Source organism: Jannaschia formosa (assembly GCF_003340555.1).
Classification (GTDB): domain Bacteria; phylum Pseudomonadota; class Alphaproteobacteria; order Rhodobacterales; family Rhodobacteraceae; genus Jannaschia; species Jannaschia formosa.
On record NZ_QPLJ01000009.1, the window covers coordinates 125549 to 147220 of the forward strand.

The window sequence follows — 21672 nt, forward strand, 5'->3', positions numbered from 1 at the left end:
CGATTCAGGTCTGAGGTGTAAGCACGATGGTCGCCAGCGGCGGCAGCGTCAGCGAGGCCGAGACCGGCTGGCCGTGCCAGCCTTCCCCGGCCGCCTCAACCGAACCCCCGTTGCCCGTTCCGGTTCCGCCGTAGTCGGTGGCGTCGCTGTTGAAGACCTCGCGCCATTCGCCGCCCGAGGGCAGGCCGACGCGGAAGTCGCTGCGCGGGACGGGCGCGAAGTTGCAGATCACCGCGACCGGCGGCGCGCCGTCGTCGCTGAGGCGCAGGAAGCTGAACACGTTGTTGTCGGCATTGCCGCCGTCGATCCAGCGGAAGCCCTCGGGCGCGCAGTCCAGACGATGAAGCGCCGGATACGCGCGGTAGAGCGCGTTGAGGTCGCGCACCAGCCGCTGCACGCCCGCATGGTTCGGATGGTCCAGCAGGTGCCAGTCGAGCGAGCGGTCGTGGGACCATTCCCGCTCCTGCCCGAACTCGCAGCCCATGAAGAGCAGCTTCTTGCCCGGATGGGTCCACATCCAGGACAGGTAGGCGCGCAGGTTGGCCATGCGCTGCCACTGGTCGCCGGGCATCTTGCCCAGCAGGCTGCCCTTGCCGTGGACCACCTCGTCATGGCTGATCGGCAGCACGAAGTTCTCGCTGAACGCGTAGTGCAGGCCGAAGGTCATCTTGTCGTGGTGCCAGCGCCGGTTGATCGGATCCTCGGCGATGTAGGACAGGGTGTCGTGCATCCAGCCCATGTTCCACTTGAAGTCGAAGCCGAGGCCGCCCTGATCGGCGGGGCGGGACACGCCGGGGAAGGCGGTCGATTCCTCGGCGATGGTGATGCCGTGGGTGCGGCTGGCGACCTGCGAATTGACGTCACGCAGGAAGTCGATGGCGTCGAGGTTCTCACGCCCGCCATAGCGGTTCGGGATCCATTCGCCCTCGTTGCGCGAGTAGTCGAGATAGAGCATCGAGGCGACCGCATCGACGCGCAGCGCGTCGACGTGAAGCTCGGACATCCAGTAGAGCGCCGAGGCCCGCAGGAAGTTCGACACCTCCGAGCGGCCGTAGTTGTAGATCAGCGTGTTCCAGTCCTTGTGGAACCCGAGGCGCGGGTCCTCGTGCTCGTAGAGGGCGGTGCCGTCGAAGCGCGCCAGCCCGTGCGAGTCCGAGGGGAAGTGGGCGGGCACCCAGTCCATGATGACGCCGATGCCGCGCCCGTGCAGGTGGTCGACCATCTCGGCGAAGTCGTCCGGCCCGCCGAAGCGCGAGGTCGGCGCGAAGAGGCCGATCGGCTGGTAGCCCCAGGAGGGGGTATAGGGATGCTCCGACAGGGGCAGGAACTCGACATGGGTGAAGCCCATCTCGTCCACGTAGTCGGCCAGCATCGGCCCGACCTCGGCATAGGACAGCACGCGGTCGCCGTCGCCGCGCCGCCAGGACCCGAGATGCACCTCGTAGATCGAGACCGGCTCTCCGCGCAGGTCGCGGCGGCCCTTCGCCATCCATTCGTCGTCGCGCCAGTCGTGGCGCTGCTGCGTCACGATCGACGCGGTGCCGGGTGCGGGCTCCATCCTCCGGGCCAGCGGGTCGGCCTTGAGCGGAAGCACCTCGCCATGCACGCCGACGATCTCGTACTTGTAGATATCGCCCTCAGTCACGTCGGGAACGAAGATCTCCCACAGGCCCCCGCCCAGGCGGCGGCGCATCGGGTGGCGGCGGCCGTCCCAGGCGTTGAAATGCCCGACGACCGAGACCCGGCGCGCATTCGGGGCCCAGACGGCGAAGGCGGTGCCCGCGATGCCCTCATGGGTCATCGGACGGCTGCCCAGCCGGGTCCAGAGCTCCTCGTGGCGGCCTTCGGCCAGCAGGTATTCGTCCATCTCGCCCAGGATCGGGCCCAGGCGGTAGGGGTCCTCCCGCTCCCAGACGTGGTCGCCCGCGCGGCAGCGCAGGCGGTAGGCGAAAGGCCCCTTCTTGCGCGGGAAGGCGGCGTGGAAGACGCCTTCGGGATGGATGCGGTCCATCTTCGCGAGGGTCTTGCCCTTGTCGTCGATCACCTCGACCTCGCCCGCGTCGGGCGCGAAGACGGTGATGGTCGGCGGCTTGCCGTGCATCCCCAGCACGGCGAACGGATCGGTGAGACGGCCACGGACGATCGCCTCCAGGATGCGGTCGTCGTGAGCCCGGTCGGTCTGGTCCAGCATCAGCTTTCCCCCATCACATGCAGAAGGCCTTTCAGCGGCACGCCGATCCAGGCGGGCCGGAAGGCGCGTTCGTATTCGATCTCGTAGGCGCATTTGCGGATGAGCCAGAGATCCAGCAGCGCGGCCTCGAACTCCGGCTCTCCGCGCAGGTCGGTGCCGACGACGGTGCGCCATTCGTCGAGGAACGCCCCGGCGGTCGAGGCGCGCCATTCATCGACCTGCGCCGCCGCCCGCTCGGGATCGGCGCCGCCCTCGATACGGCGGTCCAGCGCAGTCCAGAGCGCGTAGTCGAAGCTGCGCAGCATGCCGGCAACGTCGCGCAGCGGCGAGGATTTCGCCTGCCGCTCGGCCAGGCCGCGCGACGGCTCGCCCTCGAAGTCGATGATGGCGAGGTCGTTATGCGCGACCAGCACTTGGCCCAGGTGGTAGTCGCCATGCACGCGGGTCATCGCGCCCGACGGGGTCTTCGACCCCACCGCGTCGATGCGCGCCAGCACCGCGTCCCTGATGTCGCGCACCCGCGCCGCCGTCTCGGCCGCCTCGCCCGATAGCTTGGCGGGATCGAGCCGGTCGAGCGTCGCGCCGACCTCCTCCCGCGTCTCGGCGATCAGCGTGGCGAGCGCGTCGGCCGTGATCGGCTCGGACCCGAAGCCGTCGCCGGGCTGGGCGAGCGCGACATGCATCTCGCCGGTGCGCCGCCCGAGCAGCGTGCCGAGATCGAGCGCCCCGATGGAAAGCGGCCGTTCGTCGCCCTCGTGCCCCGCCTCGCGCGCCTCCATCTCGCGGTCGAGCCCGGCGGTGACGAAGGCCCAGGCATCGCCCTGGTTGGGAACGTAGGCGCTGGCGGCGGCCAGCACCGTCTCGGTCCCGTCCTCGGCGACCCAGGCGATGGTGCCCAGAAGGCGCGGGGTCGCGGTGAACTCGGTCTCTTCGGTCAGGAAGCGCGGCACCTCGATGTCGGGCTGCACGCCCTCGCGGATGCGGCGGTAGAGCTTCAGCACCAGCACGTCCGAGAAGGCGACCGAGGCGTTCGACTGCTCCGCCCCCATCAGGCGCGGTTCGCCCGCCTCCTCGACGCTGGGCAGGTCCTTGCCCCGGAAGACGAGCCTGCCGCCCTCGCCCGCGATCTCGCGGTTCTCGCGCATCGCCTGAAGCAGCGCATGGGCCATTTCCTCGTCCGAGGCGCCGTCGCGCAGGGCGCCGACCCGGTTGGTGCGGCGCAGCTTGGCGAGCGTGGCGGGCAGCTTCGGCGACAGGCTCAGCGCCGCCTCGTCCCAGACCGCCGAGAGCGGCAGGAAGTAGCACTGCGTCTCGCCGCGAACCTCAACCTCCATCGTGGCCAGCATGTGCCGCCCGTCGCTGAGCTCGCCCAGCTGCGTCAGCTCGACCGAGCCGGTCCGTGCGTCCTTGCCCGCGAACCAGCGCTGCATCGAGATGTATTGCGGCAGCGAGGCCTCGCGGAACTGCCTCGCCTCGCGCGATTTCAGCGCGCTGGACAGGGTCCCGTCGCGGGTCGTCAGCGTCACGAAGTCCGGCAGGACCGGCGGGATCGGCGTATGCCAGTCCGGCGCCTCCTCCTCGCTGGCCAGCACGAACCAGAAGAAACCGTAGGCCGGCAGCGTCAGCATGTAGGGCAGCTCGCCCACCGGCGGGAAGGGGGACTGGCCGACAAGCTCGACCGGGACCCGGCCCTTGTAGCGGCTCAGGTCGATCTCGACCGCCTGCGGCGCACGGCTCAGGTTCGCGACGCAGAGCACGGCGCCATCGCCCTCGGCCCCCGGCTCCACGCCCTTGGCGCGTCGGATATAGGCGAGGATCTTGCGGTTGGCCGGGTAGAGCAGGTCGATCTCGCCGCGCCCGAAGACGTCGTGCTTCTTGCGCACGGCGACCATGCGGCGGATCCAGTTGAGATAGGACGACGGCGAGGCGGTCTGCGCCTCGACGTTCACGGCGTCGTAGCCGTAGATCGCGTCCTGGATCGTCGGCAGATACAGCCGCTGCGGGTCGGCGCGGCTGAAGCCCGCATTGCGGTCGGCGGTCCACTGCATCGGGGTGCGGACCCCGTCGCGGTCGCCGAGATAGATGTTGTCGCCCATCATGATCTCGTCGCCGTAATACATGATCGGCGTGCCCGGCATCGACAGCAGCATCGAGTTCAGAAGCTCGATCTTGCGCCGGTCGTTCTGCATCAGCGGCGCCAGGCGGCGGCGGATGCCCATGTTGATCCGCGCCCGCTTGTCGGAGGCATAGGTCTCCCACAGGTAGTCGCGCTCGCGGTCCGTCACCATTTCCAGCGTCAGCTCGTCATGGTTGCGCAGGAAGATGCCCCACTGGCACTCCTCCGGGATCTCGGGCGTCTGGCGGATGATGTCGCTGATCGCGTGGCGGTCTTCCTGTGCCACGGCCATGTACATGCGCGGCATCAGCGGGAAGTGGAATCCCATGTGGCACTCGTCGCCCTCGCCGAAATAGGGGCGGGTGTCCTCGGGCCACTGGTTGGCCTCGGCCAGCAGCATCCGGCCCTTGTAATGGGCGTCCAGGTCCTTGCGGATCGCCTTCAGCACCTCATGCGTCTCTGGCAGGTTCTCGTTGTTGGTGCCGTCGCGTTCGACCAGGTAGGGGATCGCGTCGAGCCGCAGCCCGTCCACGCCCTTGTCGAGCCAGAAGTGCATGACATCCAGCACCTCCTGCATGACGGCGGGGTTGTCGAAGTTCAGGTCCGGCTGGTGGTCGAAGAAGCGGTGCCAGTAGAACTGCTCGGCGACCGGGTCCCAGGTCCAGTTGCTGTCATGGGTGTCGTTGAAGATCACCCGCGTCGTGTCCATCCATTTCGACGGATCGTCCGACCAGACGTAATAGTCCCGCTCGGGCGAGCCCTTGGGCGCGCGGCGGGCGCGCTGGAACCATTCGTGCTGGTCCGAGGTATGGTTGATGACCAGCTCGGTAATGACCTTCAGGCCGCGCCGATGGGCCTCGTCCACGAAGGCCTGGAAATCGTCCATGTCGCCGTATTGCGGGTTCACCGCCTTGAACTCGGCGATGTCGTAGCCGTCGTCGCGCAGCGGCGAGGGATAGAAGGGCAGCAGCCAGACGGCGGTCGCCCCCAGCGACTGGATGTGGTCGAGCCGCTGCATCAGGCCCTTGAAGTCCCCGATGCCGTCGGCGTTCGAATCCTGGTAGGCCTTGACGTGGCACTGGTAGATCAGGGCGTCCTTGAACCAGTCCTCCCGGTCGGTATCGGCGAGGATGGTGGCGGCGGTATCCTGGACGTTCATCGTGCGGCTCCGGGGGGGGTCAGCTTCCAGATGGCATAGGGGCGGCTTTGGGGGTCGAGCTCCAGCCGGTGCGTCATCCCGTGCCAGGTGAAGGAATTGCCGTGGATCAGGTCCTGCACCTCGACCGAGGCGTCGTCGGGCAGGCCGAACTCCCACAGGGGCACCTCGAACTCGAACTCGGCCCCGTGATGCGGGTCGAGAAGGACGTGGAACAGCACCGCGTCGCCGGTGTCGCGGTCATGGCGCAGATAGCACAGCACGCGGTCGTCGAAGGCCGGGGCGAAGCGCAGGTTCATCTGGTCGCGCAGGGCGGGCCGCTCCCGCCGCAGGCGGTTGATGAGCCGCACGTCGTCCTTGATGTTGCCCGGCGCGTCCAGGTCGCGGTGGCGCAGCTCGTACTTCTCGCTGTCGAGATACTCCTCCTTGCCGGGCATCGGCGTGCCCTCGCAGAACTCGAACCCGGAATAGAGGCCCCAGTTGCCCGCGAGCGAGGCCGCGAGGATCGCCCGCGTGCGGAAACCGGGCCGCCCGGAAGTCTGTAGCGGCACCGGGTTGATGTCCGGCGTGTTGACGAAGAAGTTGACGCGCATGTGGTCGCGGCACTCCTCGGTCGTCAGCTCCGTCAGGTATTCCGTCAGCTCGTGCTTGGTGTTGCGCCAGGTGTAGTAGCTGTAGCTCTGGTTGTAGCCCAGCTTCGCCAGCCGCTTCATCACCTTGGGCCGGGTGAAGGCCTCGGCCAGGAAGATCGCGCCGGGGTAGTCCAGCCGCATCTCGGCGATCAGCCATTCCCAGAACGGGAAGGGCTTGGTGTGCGGGTTGTCGACGCGGAAGTTCAGCACGCCATGCCTGGCCCAGAACCGGAACATGTCCAGCACGGCCTGCCAGAACGGCCAGTTCGGTTCTCCGTCGTCGAGGTAGTAGCGGAAGTTGACGATGTCCTCGTATTTCTTCGGCGGGTTCTCGGCATACTTGATCGACCCGTCGGGCCGCCACTCGAACCAATCCGGATGCTCCTTCATCCAGGGATGGTCGGGCGAGGCGTTCAGCGCGATGTCGAGCGCGATCTCCAACCCCTTGGCGCGGGCGGCGGCGACGAGATGGTCGAAATCCTCGATCGTGCCGAGCTCCGGATGGACCTCCATGTGCCCGCCCTCGGGCGAGCCGATGGCATAGGGGGAGCCGACATCACCCGGCCCGGCCTTCAGCGAGTTGTTCTTGCCCTTGCGGTTGGTCTTCCCGATCGGGTGGATCGGCGGGAAGTAGAGCACGTCGAAGCCGAGGTCGGTGACGTAGTCGAGATGCCTCTCGACATCGGCGAAGGTGCCGTGGCGGCCCGGCTCGCCCATCGAGCGGGGGAACAGCTCGTACCAGGCGGAGAAGGCGGCCTTCTCGCGATCGACCCAGACCGGCAGGGGCGGCGTCTCGGTGACGTTGGCGCGGGGGCCGATGCGGGACATGAGCTCCGAGGCCTCGGCCGACAGCAGCACGGACTGCGCCTCGGCGCCCTTGGCCGCGTCGCGCAGGCGCTTCAGCTGGTCGGCATCGGCGCCCTTTGCCCGCAGGCCCTTGAGCAGGGTGCGGGCCTCCAGGATCTCGACATCGACCGATTGTCCGGCGGCCACCTTCTTGGCCGTGTCGCGCGACCAGGTGCCCCAGAGATCGCGCCAGGCCCGCACGACATAGGAGGCGGGGCCCGGCCCCTCGAAGGTGACGCGGCCGCGCCAGCGGTCGTTGATGTCGTGGGTCATGGGCTCGGCCGGCGCCTCCACACCGGCGGAGATGGCCACGACCTCGGCGCCCAGCACCTCGTGCCCGTCCGAGAAGATGTCGGCGGCGATCTCGACCGGCCATCCGGCGACGGCCTTGGCGGCGAAGCGGCCCGCATCGACGGTGGGCGACAGGCCCTCGATGGCGATGCGCGCCATGGGTACGGCGACTGCGGCGCGGCGCTTGCCCCGACCGCGCTTGGTGGCGTCGTCCTTCATGAACATGGTCCCCCCGTTCGATTCACCTCGGTGGTTCAATAACGGAGCGGCCAGAAGGTTCCATCCGGCCTGCCCCAGCGCGGCCCAGGCGGACCGCCGCCCGGCCCTGTCGCCCCGCAAGAGGCAGCGCGCGAGGCCGCGTGAGAGCGTCCAGTCTACCCGAGGGGAGACGGAAGTCCAACCTTCCCCGGCCGCGCGGGCGCGGCGGGCACCGTCGCACCCCGCCGTTTGACGCCCATCCCGAGGAGTTGCATAGCTTTCCCTCCTGCAATGCACCTTCCGGTTGTCGCCATGTCCACCCCCGCTCCCTCCTCCGATCCGACGCCGGGCCAACCTGCCCCGGCCGATTCCGGCCAGCCGCACGCGCCCGATCCCGTCCTGCGGCGCCGGGTGATCGGCGCCGTCTGGGCGGCGTTTCTGGGGCTGGCGGTCGCGGCGCTGTGGCTGGAGCGTTACCAACTCGCCGGTGTGGCGGCACTCTCGGCGGTGCTCTCGGCGGCGCCCGTGGTGTTCGCGGCCCGGTTCCGGATCGTTCTGCCGCTGCCGATGGTGCTGGCGCTGGCGGTCTTCCTCGCCGCCTCGCTGGTCGCCGGAGAGGCGTTCGGCGCCTACGAAAAGCTCTGGTGGTGGGACCTCGCGCTCCACGGCGCCTCGGCCACTGGCTTCGCGATGGCCGGCATGCTGTTCGTGCTGATGCTGTTCGAAGGCGACCGCTTCGCGGCCCCGCCCTGGGCCCTGACCGCCATCGCGATCTGCCTCGCCATCGCCGCGGGCACGGTCTGGGAGCTGTTCGAATTCGCGATGGACCAGACCTTCGGCCTGTCGATGCAGAAGTCCGGCCTGCCCGACACGATGGGCGACCTCGCGGTCAACGCACTCGGCGCGACGCTCGGCGGGGCGTTCGGGGCGCTCTATCTCGCGGGACAGAAGCACAGCCTCGGCGCCAGGGTCATCGCCCAGTTCATGCGGCTGAACCCGCGCCATTTCCGCCGCCGATAATCGCGGCGGACGCGCTGCAGCGGGCGGCGGACGCCGTCAGGGCCAAGGGTCAGGACCCACGCAGCCGAAAGCGGCAGCAGGTCCAGCCCGACCGGCATAGCGGCCTTGGCCGGGGGGCCGATACCGCGCGACGCGGCCGCGCGCCAAGCCCGCCGAGGCGCGCGCCCCCGCCTCAGTCGGAGTGGTGATGGCCCTCGCGGCTGCCCCCGCGTGGCTCGACGGCGAAGTCGACCTCAACTTCCCCGGCCCGCTCGAAGACGAGCGTGGCGGGGATCGTCGCGCCCTCCTCGAAGCCCGCGGGAAGCTGCATGAACATGAGGTGCAGGCCGCCCTGCTCCAGCGTGACGGTCTCGCCTGCGGGGAGGGGCAAGCCGCCCTCGGTCTCGGACATGCGCATGACCTCCCCGTCCATCCGCATCTCGTGAATCTGGATCATGCCCGCGACCTCGGGGGCGGCGCGCACGGCGACCAGCCGGTCGTCGGCCGTGCCCGCGTTGGTGATCGTCAGGTAGCCGCCCGCCACCGGAGCGTTCGGCGGCGTGGCGAAGGCGAAGGGATGGCCGATGGTCAGATCGCCCAGGGTGTAGTCGTGGGCGACCGCTGCAAGGCTCGTCGCCGCGAGCAGGAGAGCGGTCAGGATCGTGGTCTTCATGTCGTGGTTCCTCGGTCGGATAGGGATACGGCGCCACCCGCGTGCTGTCTGCACGAACGGTGCGCCGGGCGGCGGGGGTTCCGTCGCGTCGCGGTCGTCTTCCGGTCGGGCTCTGCCCGGGATCACGCGCAGGGCGCGCAGCGGTCAGGCGAGGAGCGGCGGCGCACGGTCCGGAGGCGGGCCGGACCAGGGCCGCGCCCGCGGCGCGGATTGCGGGTCCGGCAGGCGCAGCTTGTAATCCGCCGCAAGCGCGCTCCAGGTCGCTGCCGGCAGGGCGAGCGGCGCGGGCGTCGCGGCGGCCAGACAGGGACCGTGGCCCTCGATCTCGACCTCGACCGGCGTGCCGTCGGGCGCGATGGTGACCGTGGCGAGATCGGCGCCCCGGCAGATCACGACGCTCTCGAACCCGGCAAGCTCCGCCAGAACCGCACCCGTGCGCGGCAGCAGCAGGCCCAGGGCCACGAGAAGGACGAGCAGCAGGCGCATCGCGCGCAACTTATGCCCTGACGCGCGCCGCGGGAACAGGCAATTGCGCCGTCGCCGCGCAGCCCTGCCCCGAGCGTCTTGACCCCTTCACTCTCGCCCCGCCTTTCGTCATGCCGCTGCCATCGGCCCAGCCAGCACGCCGAGGATCGTGCCCTCCTGCGCGCGGAAGCCCCGACTCGACGCGCAGCGCCTTGTCGGCGATCGGCACGTCGCGCATTCTGACGTGGAAGATCTCGGTGCAGTCGGCGACCAGTTGGTCAGTGACGGCCTTGACCCGTGCCGCCTCCAGCAGGGCCTCGGCGCCCGGATCGGGCAGGTCGGCGAAGGGCGTGCCAGGATCGAACTGCCGGGAGTCGCAGCCCTCGGCGGGTCGCAGGGCGCCCAGAAGATCTTGCATTCCATCATCGCGAGGGGGCTCATGCGGTCATTCGTGCCGAGAAAGCCGGGCTCGAACCCGCCGCGAGTGGCGGGCGCGGTCATCGCATCGCCTCCAGCACGTCGCGCAGGCGGGCGGCGCTGTCCTCCAGCTTCTCCGGCCCGGCCATCGCGACCTCGGGCATTTCGGTGACGTCCCAGCTGTCGGCGGCGAGGACGTCGGTCCAGGCCTCGTCTGGCAGGACGGAGCGCGGCACGCCGCCAGACCCTTCAACCCCAACAACCCCGTCAGAACCGCGCGCGGCCGAAGGCCCGGGCGCGCGGGGGTTCGATGCCCCCGCGCGCCCGTCCCCTCATCGCAGCAGGCCGATCTCGTCATAGAACCGCTCCGCCCCGGGGTGCAGGTCTATGCCGATCCCGTCCAGCGCGGTCTCGAGCCGTACCTGCGCGCCCTTCGCATGGCCTCCGTCCAGCAGGCGCCGGGTGGTCCGGTTCCACAGCGCTGCGGTGATCGCGTGGATCAGCTCCTCGGGCTGGTCGCGACGCGTCACCCACTGGGCGGTCACGCCGACGGTGGGCACATCCTTGTCCTGCCCCGGATAGGTCCCGGCGGGGATGACGTCCGGGGCGAAGAACTCGTATTCGGTCAGGATGCGGTCGGCGAGCGGCCCGGCGATGGGCACGATGCGCACCGGCATCGTCGCGGCCAAGTCAGCCACGACGCGGGCCGGGTATCCGCCGGCGAAGAAGAAGGCGTCCAGCTCGCCCGCAGCCAGGGCCGAAGCCGCGTCCGCCGCCCGCATGTAGAAGACCTCGACCCTGCTCTCGCGCAGCCCCGCCGCGCGCAGTACGAAGCGCGCCTCCACCAGCGTGCCGGAGCCCGGCTCGTCCAGCGACACGCGCTTGCCGGCGAGGTCGGCGACCGTCTCGATCCCGGCGGATGCGGCGGCGACGAGATGGATCTATTCGGGATAGAGATTGGCGATCGCCACCAGCTCCTCGACCGGCGGCCGCCCGACCCATATGCCGGTCCCGGTCGCGGCCCAGGTCGCGACGTCGGCCTGGACGAAGCCGCTGTCGAAGGTCCCGTCGGCGATGGCCTCGACATTCGCGACCGAGCCTCGCGTCGAGATCGCCGTCGCCCGCAGCCCCGGCACCCCGCAGGCGCCGCCCTCGGCGCAGGGCCGCGACCCGGGCGGCGCCGAGATCGCCGAGGCGATCAGCGAGCCGATGGGGAAATAGGTGCCCGCCGTCCCGCCCGTGGCGATGGTGAAGTCGAAGACCTCCTGCGCGCGCGCCGCGACGGGCAACGCGAGCGCGAGCGCCGCGATCAGGGCCGTGAGCCGCCTCATCCGAACGATCCCCCACTGGTGAACCGGCCGATGACACCACGGCGGCGGAGCCTCGTCCAGCGTCAGCCCGGCCCCGCCTCGGGCAGCACCGCCGACCAGCCCGCATGACCCTCCGGCGCGACCGGACGGTCCGGCATCAGATCATCCGGATGACCTTGGGGTCGAGCGCCAGCACATAGCCCTGCCGCGTGATGTTGCGGATCAGCAGGTGGGTCACGATCTGGTTGCCCAGCGAATCGCGCAGCCGCTTGATCCGCGTGGCCCCCGCCGCCTCGTCGCAATCGGCCTCGGGCTTGCCCGAGATCATGCTCTCGATCTGGGCGCCGGTCAGCATGTCGCCGTCGAGACGCGCCTCGGCCAGCACGGCCAGCGTCTCCATCGCGGCATCCGTCAGCTTCAGCTCGATGTCGTTCAGCATCACCGCGTTCTCGGCCCGTGCCAGCACCAGCGAGGTGACCTGGATGCCCGACCGCTCGATCTCCCCCATGCGGCGGTTCAGCGTGACGATGGCGACCAGCAGGACCACGCAGGCGATCAGAAGCGCCGTGGCGAAGACCAGCAGCACGAAGATCACCGTGCGGTAGCTGGCCAGCACCTCGCCGAAGGCGGTGCCCGACTGCGCCAACACCTCCAGCAGGCCGATCTCGGCCGGGCTGGTCAGGTTCGTCTCGACGAAGATGCGCTCGACCCGGGCGTTGAAGGCGTTGCCGTCGGGCAGGGTCGCGAACAGGAACACCGCCGTCGCCAGAAGGACGACGACGATGGCGGCGATGCCGGTCAGAAGGATGCGGGCGGAGGCCGCGCGGGTCTCAGTAACGGAGGAAGTAGGCGCCTGCACTGGCTCTCCTTTGATCCAGACCCTCGGGGCCGAACACGGACACGACATCGAGTAGCTGCCAGCCGTCGCGCAGTCGACCCGCGATCACCGAGGCGGCGGCATCGCGCGAACAGGCGCCCTCGGGCACCTCCATCACGCCGTAATGCAGGCGCAGCGGGTCGTCCTGCTTGGCCTTGTAGTCGGCGTAGCAGGCTGCCTGGGCCGAGGCGGCGGCGAGGCTGAGGATCAGCACGAGGGGGGCGATGCGTGTCATGGTTGCAGCGTGGGGCCTTGCAGGCGCGCAGGCAATATCCCCTTTGGCGTTATCGCATGACGCGGCGCCGTTATTGTCGTGCCGGGACGGGGGCGGGCAGGCTGGGGGCATCCGCCGCCCGCGAACCGGAGCCCCGCCATGTTTCGCCTCACCGCCGCCATCCTGCTTTCCGCCGCGCTCGCGCTGCCGGGCGCCGCCGCCCGGGCCGAGGTGGCGGGCACCGGGGCCGCCCGGATCCTGGGCGGGTCGGTCACCATCCTCGTCCTGCCGGACAGGGTCCACCGCCGCGAGGCGCCGCGCCATGCCTGGCCCGACGGGTTCGAGCGCCACCCGGTCCATCGCCCCGACTGGCGCCCGGGTTGGCAACGCCACCCGGTCCACCCCCCGCACGGGCACAGGGACCACCGCGCGCAGCGCGACTGGCCGCATGGCGAGGCCCGGATCGTGCCCGCCCGGTGCGAAAGCTGGTTCCACGGCGTCCGCGGGGCCGGGATCGGCTATGACGGGCGCTGCATGCGGAACAACGTGCCGCGCCCGGGACTTCTTCCAACGGCCTGCCTGCGGCAGGTGCAGACCTCCTATGGCTGGCGCGAGGTCTATCCCCGCGACTGCCTCTACCGTGCGGGCTGGCAGCTTCCGCCCCGCCGCCACTGACGCGCCGGCCGCGCGCGCCGCGGCCCCCATGGCCCCGTTTCCTCTGCCAGGAGAGAGATCATGAGACCCTTCGCCCCCGCTGCCACGCTGCTCACCGCGCTGTCGCTCGCGCTCGCCCCGCTTCCGGCGCGGGCCGATCTGGACGGCCGGGACGCGGCCAAGATCCTCGGCGGCCTCGCCGCGATCTACCTGCTGAACGAGGCGATCCGGCGCGAGGACCGGCGCGCGCCCGCGCCCCAGCCGCAACGCACCGCCCGCACGCCGCAGCCCGGCCAGCCCGGCGAGACCTACAGCCATATCCACGCCGACGGCACCGGCGGCGGCTGGCACGAGCATGTCGTGGGCATCCCCCATGCGCAGCAGCGACACGACACCGCGCCTGCGGTCGCGCGGGCCGATCCGGCCCCACTCCCGGCCCCGCTGCCCCTGCCCGAGGTGACGCGCAGCCCGCTGCCCGACGACCCGCTGCCCGAGCTGCCGCGCATGCCCGTCGAGCGTCCGGTCGAGGTAAAGCTGCTGCCCGACCAGTGCCGCGCCGACGTCTCCAACGCGATCGAGGTGATCGAGGGCTACGAGGCGCAATGCCTGCAGAACGCCGTCGTCCTGCCCGGCTCGCTGCCGCCGCATTGCATCGTCCGCCACCCGGACCGGACCATCTACGAGGCCGCCTGCCTGCGCCGCGACGGCTGGTCGACGCGGCTCGCCCGGAATTGACGCCCTGACGGGTCGCGGGCAGACGAGGGCGATGGACCTCTTCGCCCTGCCCGACCTGGCCTACGAGAAGCGCGCCCTGGCCCGGGGCGCGCGCCTCGTCGCCGGGCTCGACGAGGTCGGGCGCGGCCCCTGGGCCGGGCCGGTCACGGCCTGCGCCGTCGTCCTGCTGGGCGAGACGCCGCCGGGCCTGACCGACAGCAAGAAGCTCACTCCCCGGCGCCGCGCAGCGATGGTGCCCGCCCTGCGCGCCTGCGCCCATGTCGGCATCGGCCACGCCTCCGTCCCGGAGATCGACCGCCTCAACATCCGCCAGGCCACCCATCTCGCCATGCGCCGCGCCCTCGCCGCCCTGCCGGTGGAGCCCGACCACCTGCTGATCGACGGCACCGACCGCCCGGCCTGGCTGGACCGTCCCCACGATCTCGTCAAACGCGGGGACGCGCGGTCATTGTCGATCTCGGCCGCCTCGGTTCTGGCAAAAACATGTCGAGACGAAGGCATGAAGGCGCTGGCGCAACACTTCCCCGGCTACGGCTGGGAGACGAATATGGGCTACGGCACGCAGGCCCATCGCGATGGGCTAAAATGTCACGGCGTCACACAACATCATCGGCGTTCCTTCGCTCCGATACGCAAGATGTTGTGCCTGTAGGCTCCGCCCCAATCCCGCCACACTCGCCTTGTGGATTGTCAATCCACAGCCCGTCATGGTGCTCTCACAACAACGAGACACCCGGAAAACCGGGGTCCAGATGAGGCAGAGACATGGCGAGAGACCTGACGGGAGCCACCGCGCTTCCGCTCGATACGATATTGTCCGGCGACTGCGCGGCGGCGATGGACGAGCTTCCCGAGAACTCCGTGGACCTGGTCTTCGCCGATCCCCCCTACAACCTGCAGCTCAAGCGCGAGCTGCATCGCCCGAACAACTCCGTGGTCGACGCGGTCGACGACGACTGGGACCGGTTCGACAGCTTCGCCGCCTACGATGCCTTCACCCGCGACTGGCTGCGCGCCGCGCGGCGGGTGCTGAAGCCCGACGGCGCGATCTGGGTGATCGGCAGCTATCACAACGTCTTCCGCGTCGGCGCGGCGATGCAGGACGCGGGCTTCTGGATCCTGAACGACGTGGTCTGGCGCAAGACCAACCCGATGCCGAACTTCCGCGGCAAGCGCCTGACCAATGCCCACGAGACGCTGATCTGGGCGTCGAAGTCCGAAGGCTCCAGGTACACCTTCAACTATGAGGCGATGAAGGCGCTGAACGAGGGCGTGCAGATGCGGTCGGACTGGACCTTCCCGATCTGCACCGGGCACGAGCGGCTGAAGAACGCGCGCGGCGAGAAGGCGCATCCGACGCAGAAGCCCGAAGCGCTGCTGCACCGCGTCCTGCTGGCGACCACCAAGCCGGGCGACGTCGTGCTCGACCCCTTCTTCGGCACCGGCACCACCGGCGCCGTCGCCAGGATGATGGGACGCCGCTGGATCGGGATCGAGCGCGAGGCGGAATACCGCGACCTCGCCGCCGCCCGCATCGCCGACGTCAGACCCTACGAGAAAACGGCGCTCGAGGTCACGACCTCCAAACGCGCCGAGCCCCGCGTTCCGTTCGGCCAGCTGGTGGAACGCGGGATGATTCGCCCCGGGGAAGAGCTCCTGTCAGGCAACGGCCGCTTCCGCGCGAAGGTGCGCGCGGACGGCACGCTGACCGGCGACGGGGTGAAGGGGTCGATCCACCAGGTCGGCGCCGCCTACGAGGGCGCGCCGTCCTGCAACGGCTGGACCTACTGGCATTTCAAGCGCGAGGGGCGCGCCGTGCCCATCGACACGCTGCGCCAGCAGATCCGCGACGAGATGGCGGGCAAGCGCCTCAGCTAGACCCACCCACCAGGTACCGCCTGCGCCCGTTGTCAATGTCCGGCGGGCGCACCTTGACCCCCGTGGCCGCGTGCCATGGGGGTTCTTTTTTGCGCGGTGGGGCCAAGCCGCCCCGCAACCCCGGGGCGAAGGACCCGGGCCAAAGCCCTCCGGAAACCCGACAGGCGCGCCGGTAGACGCAGGCTCGGCGGCAGCCACCTCCAGGGCCGGCCCCCTGGCCTTCGGCGCGACCGCCTTAACCCGTCCGACAGGCGCAGCCGGATCCGCCAAAGAAAAAGGACGCCCCCTTTCGGAGACGCCCTTTTCCCGTGCGGTGAAACCGCGAGAGTCGATCAGTCGTTCGCGGCCACGGCGGCGGCGAGCAGCACCAGCGCGATGATCGGGACGATGATGCCGCCAGCGGACGAGGAGGTGTCCTCGACGATGACGACGGGCTCGACCGGAGCCGGCGCGATGTTGCCCGCGAAGGCGGAAGTGGCAGCCAGCGACAGCGCGGCGGCGAGAGCGATTTTCTTCATAGTCAGCTATCCTTCCAAGATACGCCATCGGTGAGGCGACAGTTGCCACACCATATGGCACCCAAGACTGTACCTCGTGCGACTCGTTAAACAGCCTTGGCAGGGCTTTGCAACGCCCCAGCAGGGCATGCTGTGGGCCCTGGGCCACCCCTCGTCAAATTAGCAACACCTGCGTTCCGACTTTGGCCATGGCGAAGACTTCGGCGATGTCCTCGTTGAAAAGTCCGATGCAGCCCGACGAGGATCGCCGCCCGATCTTGCGCGGATCGTGGGTGCCGTGGATGCGGTAGTAGGTCCAGCTCAGATACAGCGCATGCGTCCCCAGCGGGTTGTTCGGCCCCGGCGGGACGACGCGGGGCCAGTCCGGATTGCGGCGCAGCATGTTCGCGGTCGGCCGCCAGGTGGGGCCCACGACCTTGCGCACGACGCGAGTACGGCCCCTCCGGGTCAGCGCCTCCGAGGCGGGAACAGAGGACGGATAAAGGTGATGCGTGCCATTTTCCTGCCACATATGCAGGGCGCGGCTGTCGATATCGACCAGAATCGCCCCGTTGCGCAGCGAATCGAAATACGCGTTCCAGTTGCGCATGCGGAAGCTGGCGACGTTGTGCCGGACGTCCTGCGAGAGCGCCGCGCGCTCCTGCACGGTGTCGGGGATGGTCTGGGCGAGGGCGGGCGCGGCCAGCGCGGCGGCGCCGCTGCCCAGCATCATCGCGCGGCGGGTCAGCCGGTTCGGCGGTGGGGACATGGCGGGCTCCTTTTCCGGAGGCAACATCCGGATCCCGGCTCGGGTTCCCCGCTCCGCGTAGGCGCGGTCGATATGTGACGCCGGCGCGATGCCTTTCGCCAAAAGGGCGCGCGGAGATTTGCACCGCCGCACGCTCCGCGATAACCCGGACGGATCGACAGATCGCACCGGGACCGCCTGCATGAACCGCCGCTTCGCTCTGACCCTGCTTGCCGGGTCCGCCCTTGCCGCCTGTGGCGCCCCTCCTCCGCCGACGCTCGGCCCCGACGGGCGACCGCTTCCCAAGCTCTACCGGATCTCTGGGGCCGATGCCCGCCGGATCCCGTTCCGCGCGCTCGACGCGGTCAACGCGCTGCGCCAGGGGGCGGGGGTGCCTGCGCTGGTGCTGGACGACCGGCTGACGGCGGCCGCCGAGACCCATTCGCGCGACATGTCGCTGCAGAACCGGCCCTGGCATTTCGGCTCCGACGGGTCCTCGCCCATCGACCGCGCCCGCCGGGCGGGCTTCGACGGCGTCTTCCTCGGCGAGGCGATCTCCGAGACCTTCGAATCCGAGCTCGAGACCATCGCCGCCTGGATGCAGGAGCCGGGACCCCGCGCCGTCATCCTCGACCGCCAGGCCCGCCGCATGGGCTTCGGCTTCTACCAGGAAGACAACGGCAAGATCTGGTGGACGCTGAACGTCGGCACCTGACCGGGCCGCAGGGGCGTCAGGCGTAGATGTCGACCGGCGTCCCGTCCTGCACCATGGCATAGACCAGCTTCATCTCGCGGTTGGTGACCGCGATGCAGCCGGCGGTCCAGTCCTCGGACCGCTTGCGCCGCTTGTCGCCCCAGCCGTGGATGAAGATGTCGCCGCCCGGCTTCCTGCCCTGCGCCTCGGCGAAGGCGCGGTCGGCAGCGTTCGGATAGTCGATCCCGATCGACAGGTAGAAGGACGACTCCGGGTTGCGCCGGTCGATGTGATAGCGCCCCTCGGGCGTCTTGCCGTCGCCCTCGAACTGCTTCGGCCCCAGCGCCGTGAAGCCCAGCTGCACGTCGTAGGTTTCCAGCACCGCGTTGTGGTGGAACAGATACATCCGCCGGTCCGACTTCTGCACGTGAACCCGAGTCACCTCGGGCCCGTGATAGGTGATGAACTTGCTGCAGGATGCCAGCGAGAAAAGCCCGCCCGCGAGGACGGTCCGTCGTGAGATCGTGATCATGGAACCTGCCTGCCCTGTCCGAAAGCGTCACACTGTCCGACCCCGAGGATAGCCGAATCAGGAGCCGGCGAAAATGCCCGACGGCGCGTCTCCGGTCTCCTGTCGCAGAAGCGCCGCAAGTCCGGCACGATAATCGGGATGGATCAGCCGGACCCCAAGTTCGTCCTTGATCCGGTCGTTCCGCACCTTCTTCGATTCGGCATAGAAGCTGCGCGCTATGGGCGTCATCTCGGCTGTCTCGAAGTCCTCGGCCTCGGGCACGGGCAGGCCCAGCAGCCGCGCGGCCTCGGCGATCACGTCCTCCGGCGGGGCCGGGTCGTCGTCGCACAGGTTGTAGACCGCGCCCGCCCGGGGCCGGTCGATCGAGGCCGCCAGCACCTGCGCGATGTCGTCGACATGGATGCGGCTGAACAGCTGCCCCGGCTTCACGATCCGCCGCGCCGTCCCGACCCGCACCTTGGCGAAGGGCCCCCGCCCCGGCCCGTAGATGCCCGCCAGCCGGAAGACATGCAGCGCCGCCCCCGTCTCGTCGCAGATCTCGTGCCAGGCCGCCTCGGCCTCGACCCGCGCCCGGCCCCGCGCGGTCGAGGGGGTCAGCGGCGTCGCCTCGTCGACCCAGCCGCCCCCGTGGTCGCCATAGACCCCGGTCGTCGACAGGTAGCCGACCCATTCCCCGCGCCGCAGCATCTGCCGCAGCCGCTCGCCATAGCGCCGCAGCACCGGATCGCCCTCGCCATCGGGCGCGGCCGAGACCAGCACATGGGTCGCACGGCCCAGCGCCGCCTCCATCTTCTCGCCGAAGATCACCGGCTCGACCCCTTCGGCGCGCAGCGCCTCGGCCTTCTCGGGCGTGCGGGTGGTGCCGATCACCTCCCACCCCCGGTCGATCAGGATCGGCGTCAGCGCCCGCGCCGAGTAGCCGTGTCCAAAGCTCAGGAGGACCGCCATAGCCGCCCCACCGCCCAGCGCGCCGCATCCGCGACCGCAGAATCCTCGTCCTCGCAAAGCGATTGCGCCACCGGCCTCAGCTCCTCCCTCCCGGAATTGCCGATAGCGTAGCACACGTTGCGGACCATCCGATCCCGCCCGATCCGCTTGATCGGAGAGCCAGCGAATCGTTGCCGGAACGCCGCATCGTCCAGAACCGCCAGCCCGGCCAGGTCCGGCGCCCTATGCGGCCCGTGATAGCGCAGGTCGCTGGCCGCGACCGCGAACTTGTTCCAGGGGCAGACGGCCAGGCAGTCGTCGCAGCCGTAGATGCGGTTGCCCAGCCCTTCGCGCAGCCCCTCCTCCACCGGTCCGCGATGCTCGATCGTCAGGTAGGAGATGCAGCGCCGCGCATCGAGCTGGAACGGCGCCGGGAAGGCATCGGTCGGGCAGACATCGAGGCAGCGCCTGCAGGACCCGCAATGCTCCGCCTCCGGCGCGTCCGGCTCCAGCTCCAGCGTGGTGAAGATCGCGCCGAGGAACACCCAGTTGCCGAACTCCCGGCTCAACAGGTTCGTGTGCTTCCCCTGCCAGCCGATCCCGGCGGCCTGCGCCAGCGGCTTCTCCATCACCGGGGCGGTGTCGGTGAAGACCTTCACCTCGCACTCGGCCTCGGCCACCAGCCACCGCGCGACCCGCTTCAGCGCCTTCTTGACGACGTCATGGTAGTCGCGCCCCTGCGCGTAGACGCTGACGGCCCCGCGCGAGGGGTCCTCCAGATCGGCCAGCGGATCATGCTCCGGCGCGTAGCTGTGGGCCAGCATCACGACCGACCGCGCCTCGGGCCAGAGCGCCGCCGCATTCCCGCGCCAGCCGGTCCGCTCGGCCATCCAGCCCATCTGCCCGTGCCGCCCCTCGGCGAGGAAGGCGTCAAGCCGGCCGGCCGTCTCGGGCACCGCATCGGGCCGGCACACGCCCATCGAGACGAAGCCAGCGGCCCGCGCCTCCTGCTCCAGCCGTGCCTTCAGCTCGTTCATCGCGCCCCCGGCCCCGTCGTTGCGTCCCGCGTGCCCCGCGCACGGGGCGCGAGATAGTCACGTGGCCCCGCATCGCAAGTCGGCCCGCCTCAGAAGTCGAGATCGGCGTAATGGGAGCTCGGCCGGAACCCCGGCACAACGTCGGCCAGGATCGACCGGAAGGCGGGGCGCGACTTGATCTTGGCATACCAGTCGCGCACGCCCTCGTTCCGGCCCCAGTCCACGTCGCCCGAATAGTCGAGGCAGGACAGATGCGCCGCGGCGGCGAAGTCGGCCAGCGTCAGGTCCGGCCCGGCCAGCCAGCGCCGCTGGTCCAGCAGCCAGCCCATGTAGTCGATATGGAACTTGATCGCCTTGACCCCGGCCTTGATCGCCGCCCCGTCCGGATAGCCTTGGCGCGAGACCTTCTTGTGGATGCGCTCGTAGACCAGGTTCCGCGTCACCTCATGGTGGAACTTGTCGTCGAACCAGCCGGTCAGCCGCAGCACCTCGGCCCGGGCGGCAGGCTCCTTCGGCATCAGCGGCGGCGTGGGCACCGTCTCCTCCAGATAGCCGCAGATCGCCGCGCTTTCGGCCAGGGTCAGCCCGTCGATGCGCAGCACCGGGACCTTCCCGGCGGCGTTGCGGCGCAGGAACTCCGAGGAATGCTCCCAGTAGGGCTCCTCGATCAGCTCGACCTCCAGCCTCTTCTCGGCCAGCACCAGCCGGACCTTCCGGCAGAAGGGGGAGAGCGGGAAATGCCACATCTGGATCATCCCCGTCAGATGCCCCGGCAGCGGCGGCGATTCAACTCTCGAAACAGGCCGCCCGCCCATCGGCGGCGATCGTGGCCGCCCCGTCGCGCACCTGCGCGGCCTTCCGCTGCAGCGCCGGGGTCAGCGCCGCCGCGTCCCGCTGCTTCGGCGCAGGCAGGATCGAAGCCAATGCCGCGGCCTGCGCCTCCGACAGATCGGCCGCCGAGACGCCGAAATAGTGCCGCGCCGCCGCTTCCACACCGAACACGCCCTCGCCGAACTCGGCCACGTTGAGATAGACCTCCAGGATCCGCCGCTTCGGCCAGAATGCCTCCATGGCGGGCGTCAGCATCGCCTCCAGCGCCTTGCGCGCCCAGGACCGCGACTGCCACAGAAAGGCGTTCTTCACGACCTGCTGGCTGATCGTCGAGGCCCCGCGCCCCGAGCCCTCCTCGATGGCGTCCTTGATCGCGTCGACGTCGAACCCCCAGTGCAGGCAGAAATTCGCGTCCTCGGCCGCGACGGCCGCGCGCGCCATGGCCGGCGCGATGGCCTCCAAGTCCCGCCACTCCCGCGCGACCGAGCCAAGCCGCCCGGCCTCGGACCAGACATAGGGCGTGCCCGGCGGATCGACGAAGCGATAGGCCGCCACCCAGAGCAGCAGCAGCACCGCCGCCGCCCCGGCCAGCCGCAGCAGCCAGCGCCGCAGCCACCGGACGGCGTCGGCCACCCGGTCCATCAGCCCCCGCCGCTTCGCCTTCGCCGCGGGCTTCTTGCTCTTCGAATTCGCCATTGCGCGGAAGGACCAGCCAGCCCGTCATAGGTCAAGCCCTTCCTGTGGCCCCAAATAC

The 21672-nt window shown here is 70.0% G+C and carries 22 protein-coding genes and 1 pseudogene; 6 read left to right on the forward strand and 17 right to left on the reverse strand.

The genetic code is table 11. The features are described 5' to 3' along the window. Positions 1-4 precede the first annotated feature (4 nt). Genes glgB through DR046_RS11715 form a run of 3 tightly spaced genes read right to left on the reverse strand, consistent with a single transcriptional unit; the run spans position 5 to position 7391 of the window. On the reverse strand, positions 5-2191 hold the full coding sequence (glgB, locus tag DR046_RS11705) for a 1,4-alpha-glucan branching protein GlgB (RefSeq protein ID WP_115382565.1): 2187 nt from the start codon (positions 2189-2191) through the stop codon (positions 5-7). Next, positions 2191-5466: a maltose alpha-D-glucosyltransferase gene (gene treS / locus DR046_RS11710; protein ID WP_115382566.1), complete on the reverse strand. Its 3276-nt coding sequence runs from the start codon at positions 5464-5466 to the stop codon at positions 2191-2193. The genes glgB and treS overlap by 1 nt, the downstream gene beginning before the upstream one ends. Beyond that, positions 5463-7391: an alpha-1,4-glucan--maltose-1-phosphate maltosyltransferase gene (locus DR046_RS11715; protein ID WP_245190921.1), complete on the reverse strand. Its 1929-nt coding sequence runs from the start codon at positions 7389-7391 to the stop codon at positions 5463-5465. The genes treS and DR046_RS11715 overlap by 4 nt, the downstream gene beginning before the upstream one ends. Before the next feature lie 351 nt (positions 7392-7742). On the opposite strand from DR046_RS11715, the gene DR046_RS11720 reads away from it, so the two are divergent. Then, positions 7743-8450: a DUF2238 domain-containing protein gene (locus DR046_RS11720; protein WP_135227294.1), complete on the forward strand. Its 708-nt coding sequence runs from the start codon at positions 7743-7745 to the stop codon at positions 8448-8450. A gap of 172 nt (positions 8451-8622) precedes the next feature. On the opposite strand, the gene DR046_RS11725 is transcribed toward DR046_RS11720, so the two are convergent. The 7 genes and pseudogenes from DR046_RS11725 to DR046_RS11755 form a co-directional block, all read right to left on the reverse strand. Continuing rightward, a complete protein-coding gene (locus DR046_RS11725; RefSeq protein WP_115382569.1) occupies positions 8623-9102 on the reverse strand; it encodes a copper chaperone PCu(A)C in 480 nt (159 codons plus the stop codon). Between the two features lie 144 nt (positions 9103-9246). Beyond that, positions 9247-9588, reverse strand: a complete 342-nt coding sequence (locus tag DR046_RS11730; RefSeq protein ID WP_135227295.1) for a hypothetical protein — start codon at positions 9586-9588, stop codon at positions 9247-9249. Positions 9589-9598: 10 nt separating this feature from the next. Further along, positions 9599-9985: a hypothetical protein gene (locus DR046_RS11735; protein WP_115382571.1), complete on the reverse strand. Its 387-nt coding sequence runs from the start codon at positions 9983-9985 to the stop codon at positions 9599-9601. Between the two features lie 79 nt (positions 9986-10064). After that, positions 10065-10220 carry a hydrogenase expression/formation C-terminal domain-containing protein gene (locus tag DR046_RS11740; RefSeq protein WP_370816190.1) on the reverse strand — a complete coding sequence of 52 codons (156 nt, stop codon included), beginning with the start codon at positions 10218-10220 and terminating at the stop codon, positions 10065-10067. A 96-nt stretch (positions 10221-10316) separates the two neighbouring features. Further along, a pseudogene (locus tag DR046_RS11745) lies at positions 10317-11315 on the reverse strand (TAXI family TRAP transporter solute-binding subunit). Positions 11316-11451: 136 nt separating this feature from the next. After that, positions 11452-12153 carry a winged helix-turn-helix domain-containing protein gene (locus DR046_RS11750; RefSeq protein ID WP_115382572.1) on the reverse strand — a complete coding sequence of 234 codons (702 nt, stop codon included), beginning with the start codon at positions 12151-12153 and terminating at the stop codon, positions 11452-11454. Continuing rightward, complete coding sequence (locus DR046_RS11755) at positions 12125-12406, reverse strand: hypothetical protein (RefSeq protein WP_115382573.1); 282 nt, start codon at positions 12404-12406, stop codon at positions 12125-12127. The genes DR046_RS11750 and DR046_RS11755 overlap by 29 nt, the downstream gene beginning before the upstream one ends. 138 nt (positions 12407-12544) lie before the next feature. On the opposite strand from DR046_RS11755, the gene DR046_RS24635 reads away from it, so the two are divergent. The 4 genes from DR046_RS24635 to DR046_RS11775 all read left to right on the forward strand — a co-directional run bounded on the left by DR046_RS24635 (position 12545) and on the right by DR046_RS11775 (position 15652). Next, the gene (locus DR046_RS24635; RefSeq protein WP_115382574.1) at positions 12545-13060 is read left to right on the forward strand and encodes a hypothetical protein; all 516 of its coding nucleotides are present in this window, start codon (positions 12545-12547) and stop codon (positions 13058-13060) included. Between the two features lie 60 nt (positions 13061-13120). After that, entirely contained in the window at positions 13121-13774 is a 654-nt protein-coding gene (locus DR046_RS11765) for a hypothetical protein (protein ID WP_115382575.1), read from the forward strand. A gap of 31 nt (positions 13775-13805) precedes the next feature. Then, positions 13806-14426, forward strand: a complete 621-nt coding sequence (gene rnhB, locus DR046_RS11770; protein ID WP_115382576.1) for a ribonuclease HII — start codon at positions 13806-13808, stop codon at positions 14424-14426. 113 nt (positions 14427-14539) lie between these two features. Next, a complete protein-coding gene (locus DR046_RS11775; protein ID WP_115382577.1) occupies positions 14540-15652 on the forward strand; it encodes a site-specific DNA-methyltransferase in 1113 nt (370 codons plus the stop codon). Between the two features lie 332 nt (positions 15653-15984). Here DR046_RS11775 and DR046_RS11780 read toward each other — a convergent pair whose 3' ends face one another. After that, positions 15985-16170, reverse strand: a complete 186-nt coding sequence (locus DR046_RS11780; RefSeq protein ID WP_115382578.1) for a hypothetical protein — start codon at positions 16168-16170, stop codon at positions 15985-15987. Positions 16171-16324: 154 nt separating this feature from the next. Next, positions 16325-16918: a L,D-transpeptidase gene (locus DR046_RS11785; protein ID WP_115382579.1), complete on the reverse strand. Its 594-nt coding sequence runs from the start codon at positions 16916-16918 to the stop codon at positions 16325-16327. Positions 16919-17099: 181 nt separating this feature from the next. On the opposite strand from DR046_RS11785, the gene dalA reads away from it, so the two are divergent. Next, positions 17100-17612, forward strand: coding sequence for a divisome-associated lipoprotein DalA (gene dalA / locus DR046_RS11790; RefSeq protein WP_115382580.1), 513 nt, complete (start codon positions 17100-17102; stop codon positions 17610-17612). Between the two features lie 16 nt (positions 17613-17628). Here the strand turns inward: dalA and DR046_RS11795 are convergent, their stop codons facing one another. The 5 genes from DR046_RS11795 to mtgA all read right to left on the reverse strand — a co-directional run bounded on the left by DR046_RS11795 (position 17629) and on the right by mtgA (position 21614). Then, a complete protein-coding gene (locus tag DR046_RS11795; protein ID WP_115382581.1) occupies positions 17629-18123 on the reverse strand; it encodes a L,D-transpeptidase family protein in 495 nt (164 codons plus the stop codon). Positions 18124-18180: 57 nt separating this feature from the next. After that, complete coding sequence (locus DR046_RS11800) at positions 18181-19071, reverse strand: SDR family oxidoreductase (protein WP_115382582.1); 891 nt, start codon at positions 19069-19071, stop codon at positions 18181-18183. Further along, complete coding sequence (gene queG / locus DR046_RS11805; RefSeq protein WP_115382583.1) at positions 19056-20087, reverse strand: tRNA epoxyqueuosine(34) reductase QueG; 1032 nt, start codon at positions 20085-20087, stop codon at positions 19056-19058. Before queG ends, DR046_RS11800 begins: the two co-directional genes overlap by 16 nt. An 89-nt stretch (positions 20088-20176) precedes the next feature. Next, a complete protein-coding gene (gene fzlA / locus DR046_RS11810) occupies positions 20177-20842 on the reverse strand; it encodes an FtsZ-binding protein FzlA (RefSeq protein ID WP_115382584.1) in 666 nt (221 codons plus the stop codon). A gap of 31 nt (positions 20843-20873) precedes the next feature. Next, entirely contained in the window at positions 20874-21614 is a 741-nt protein-coding gene (gene mtgA, locus DR046_RS11815; protein WP_115382585.1) for a monofunctional biosynthetic peptidoglycan transglycosylase, read from the reverse strand. Between the last annotated feature and the right edge of the window lie 58 nt (positions 21615-21672).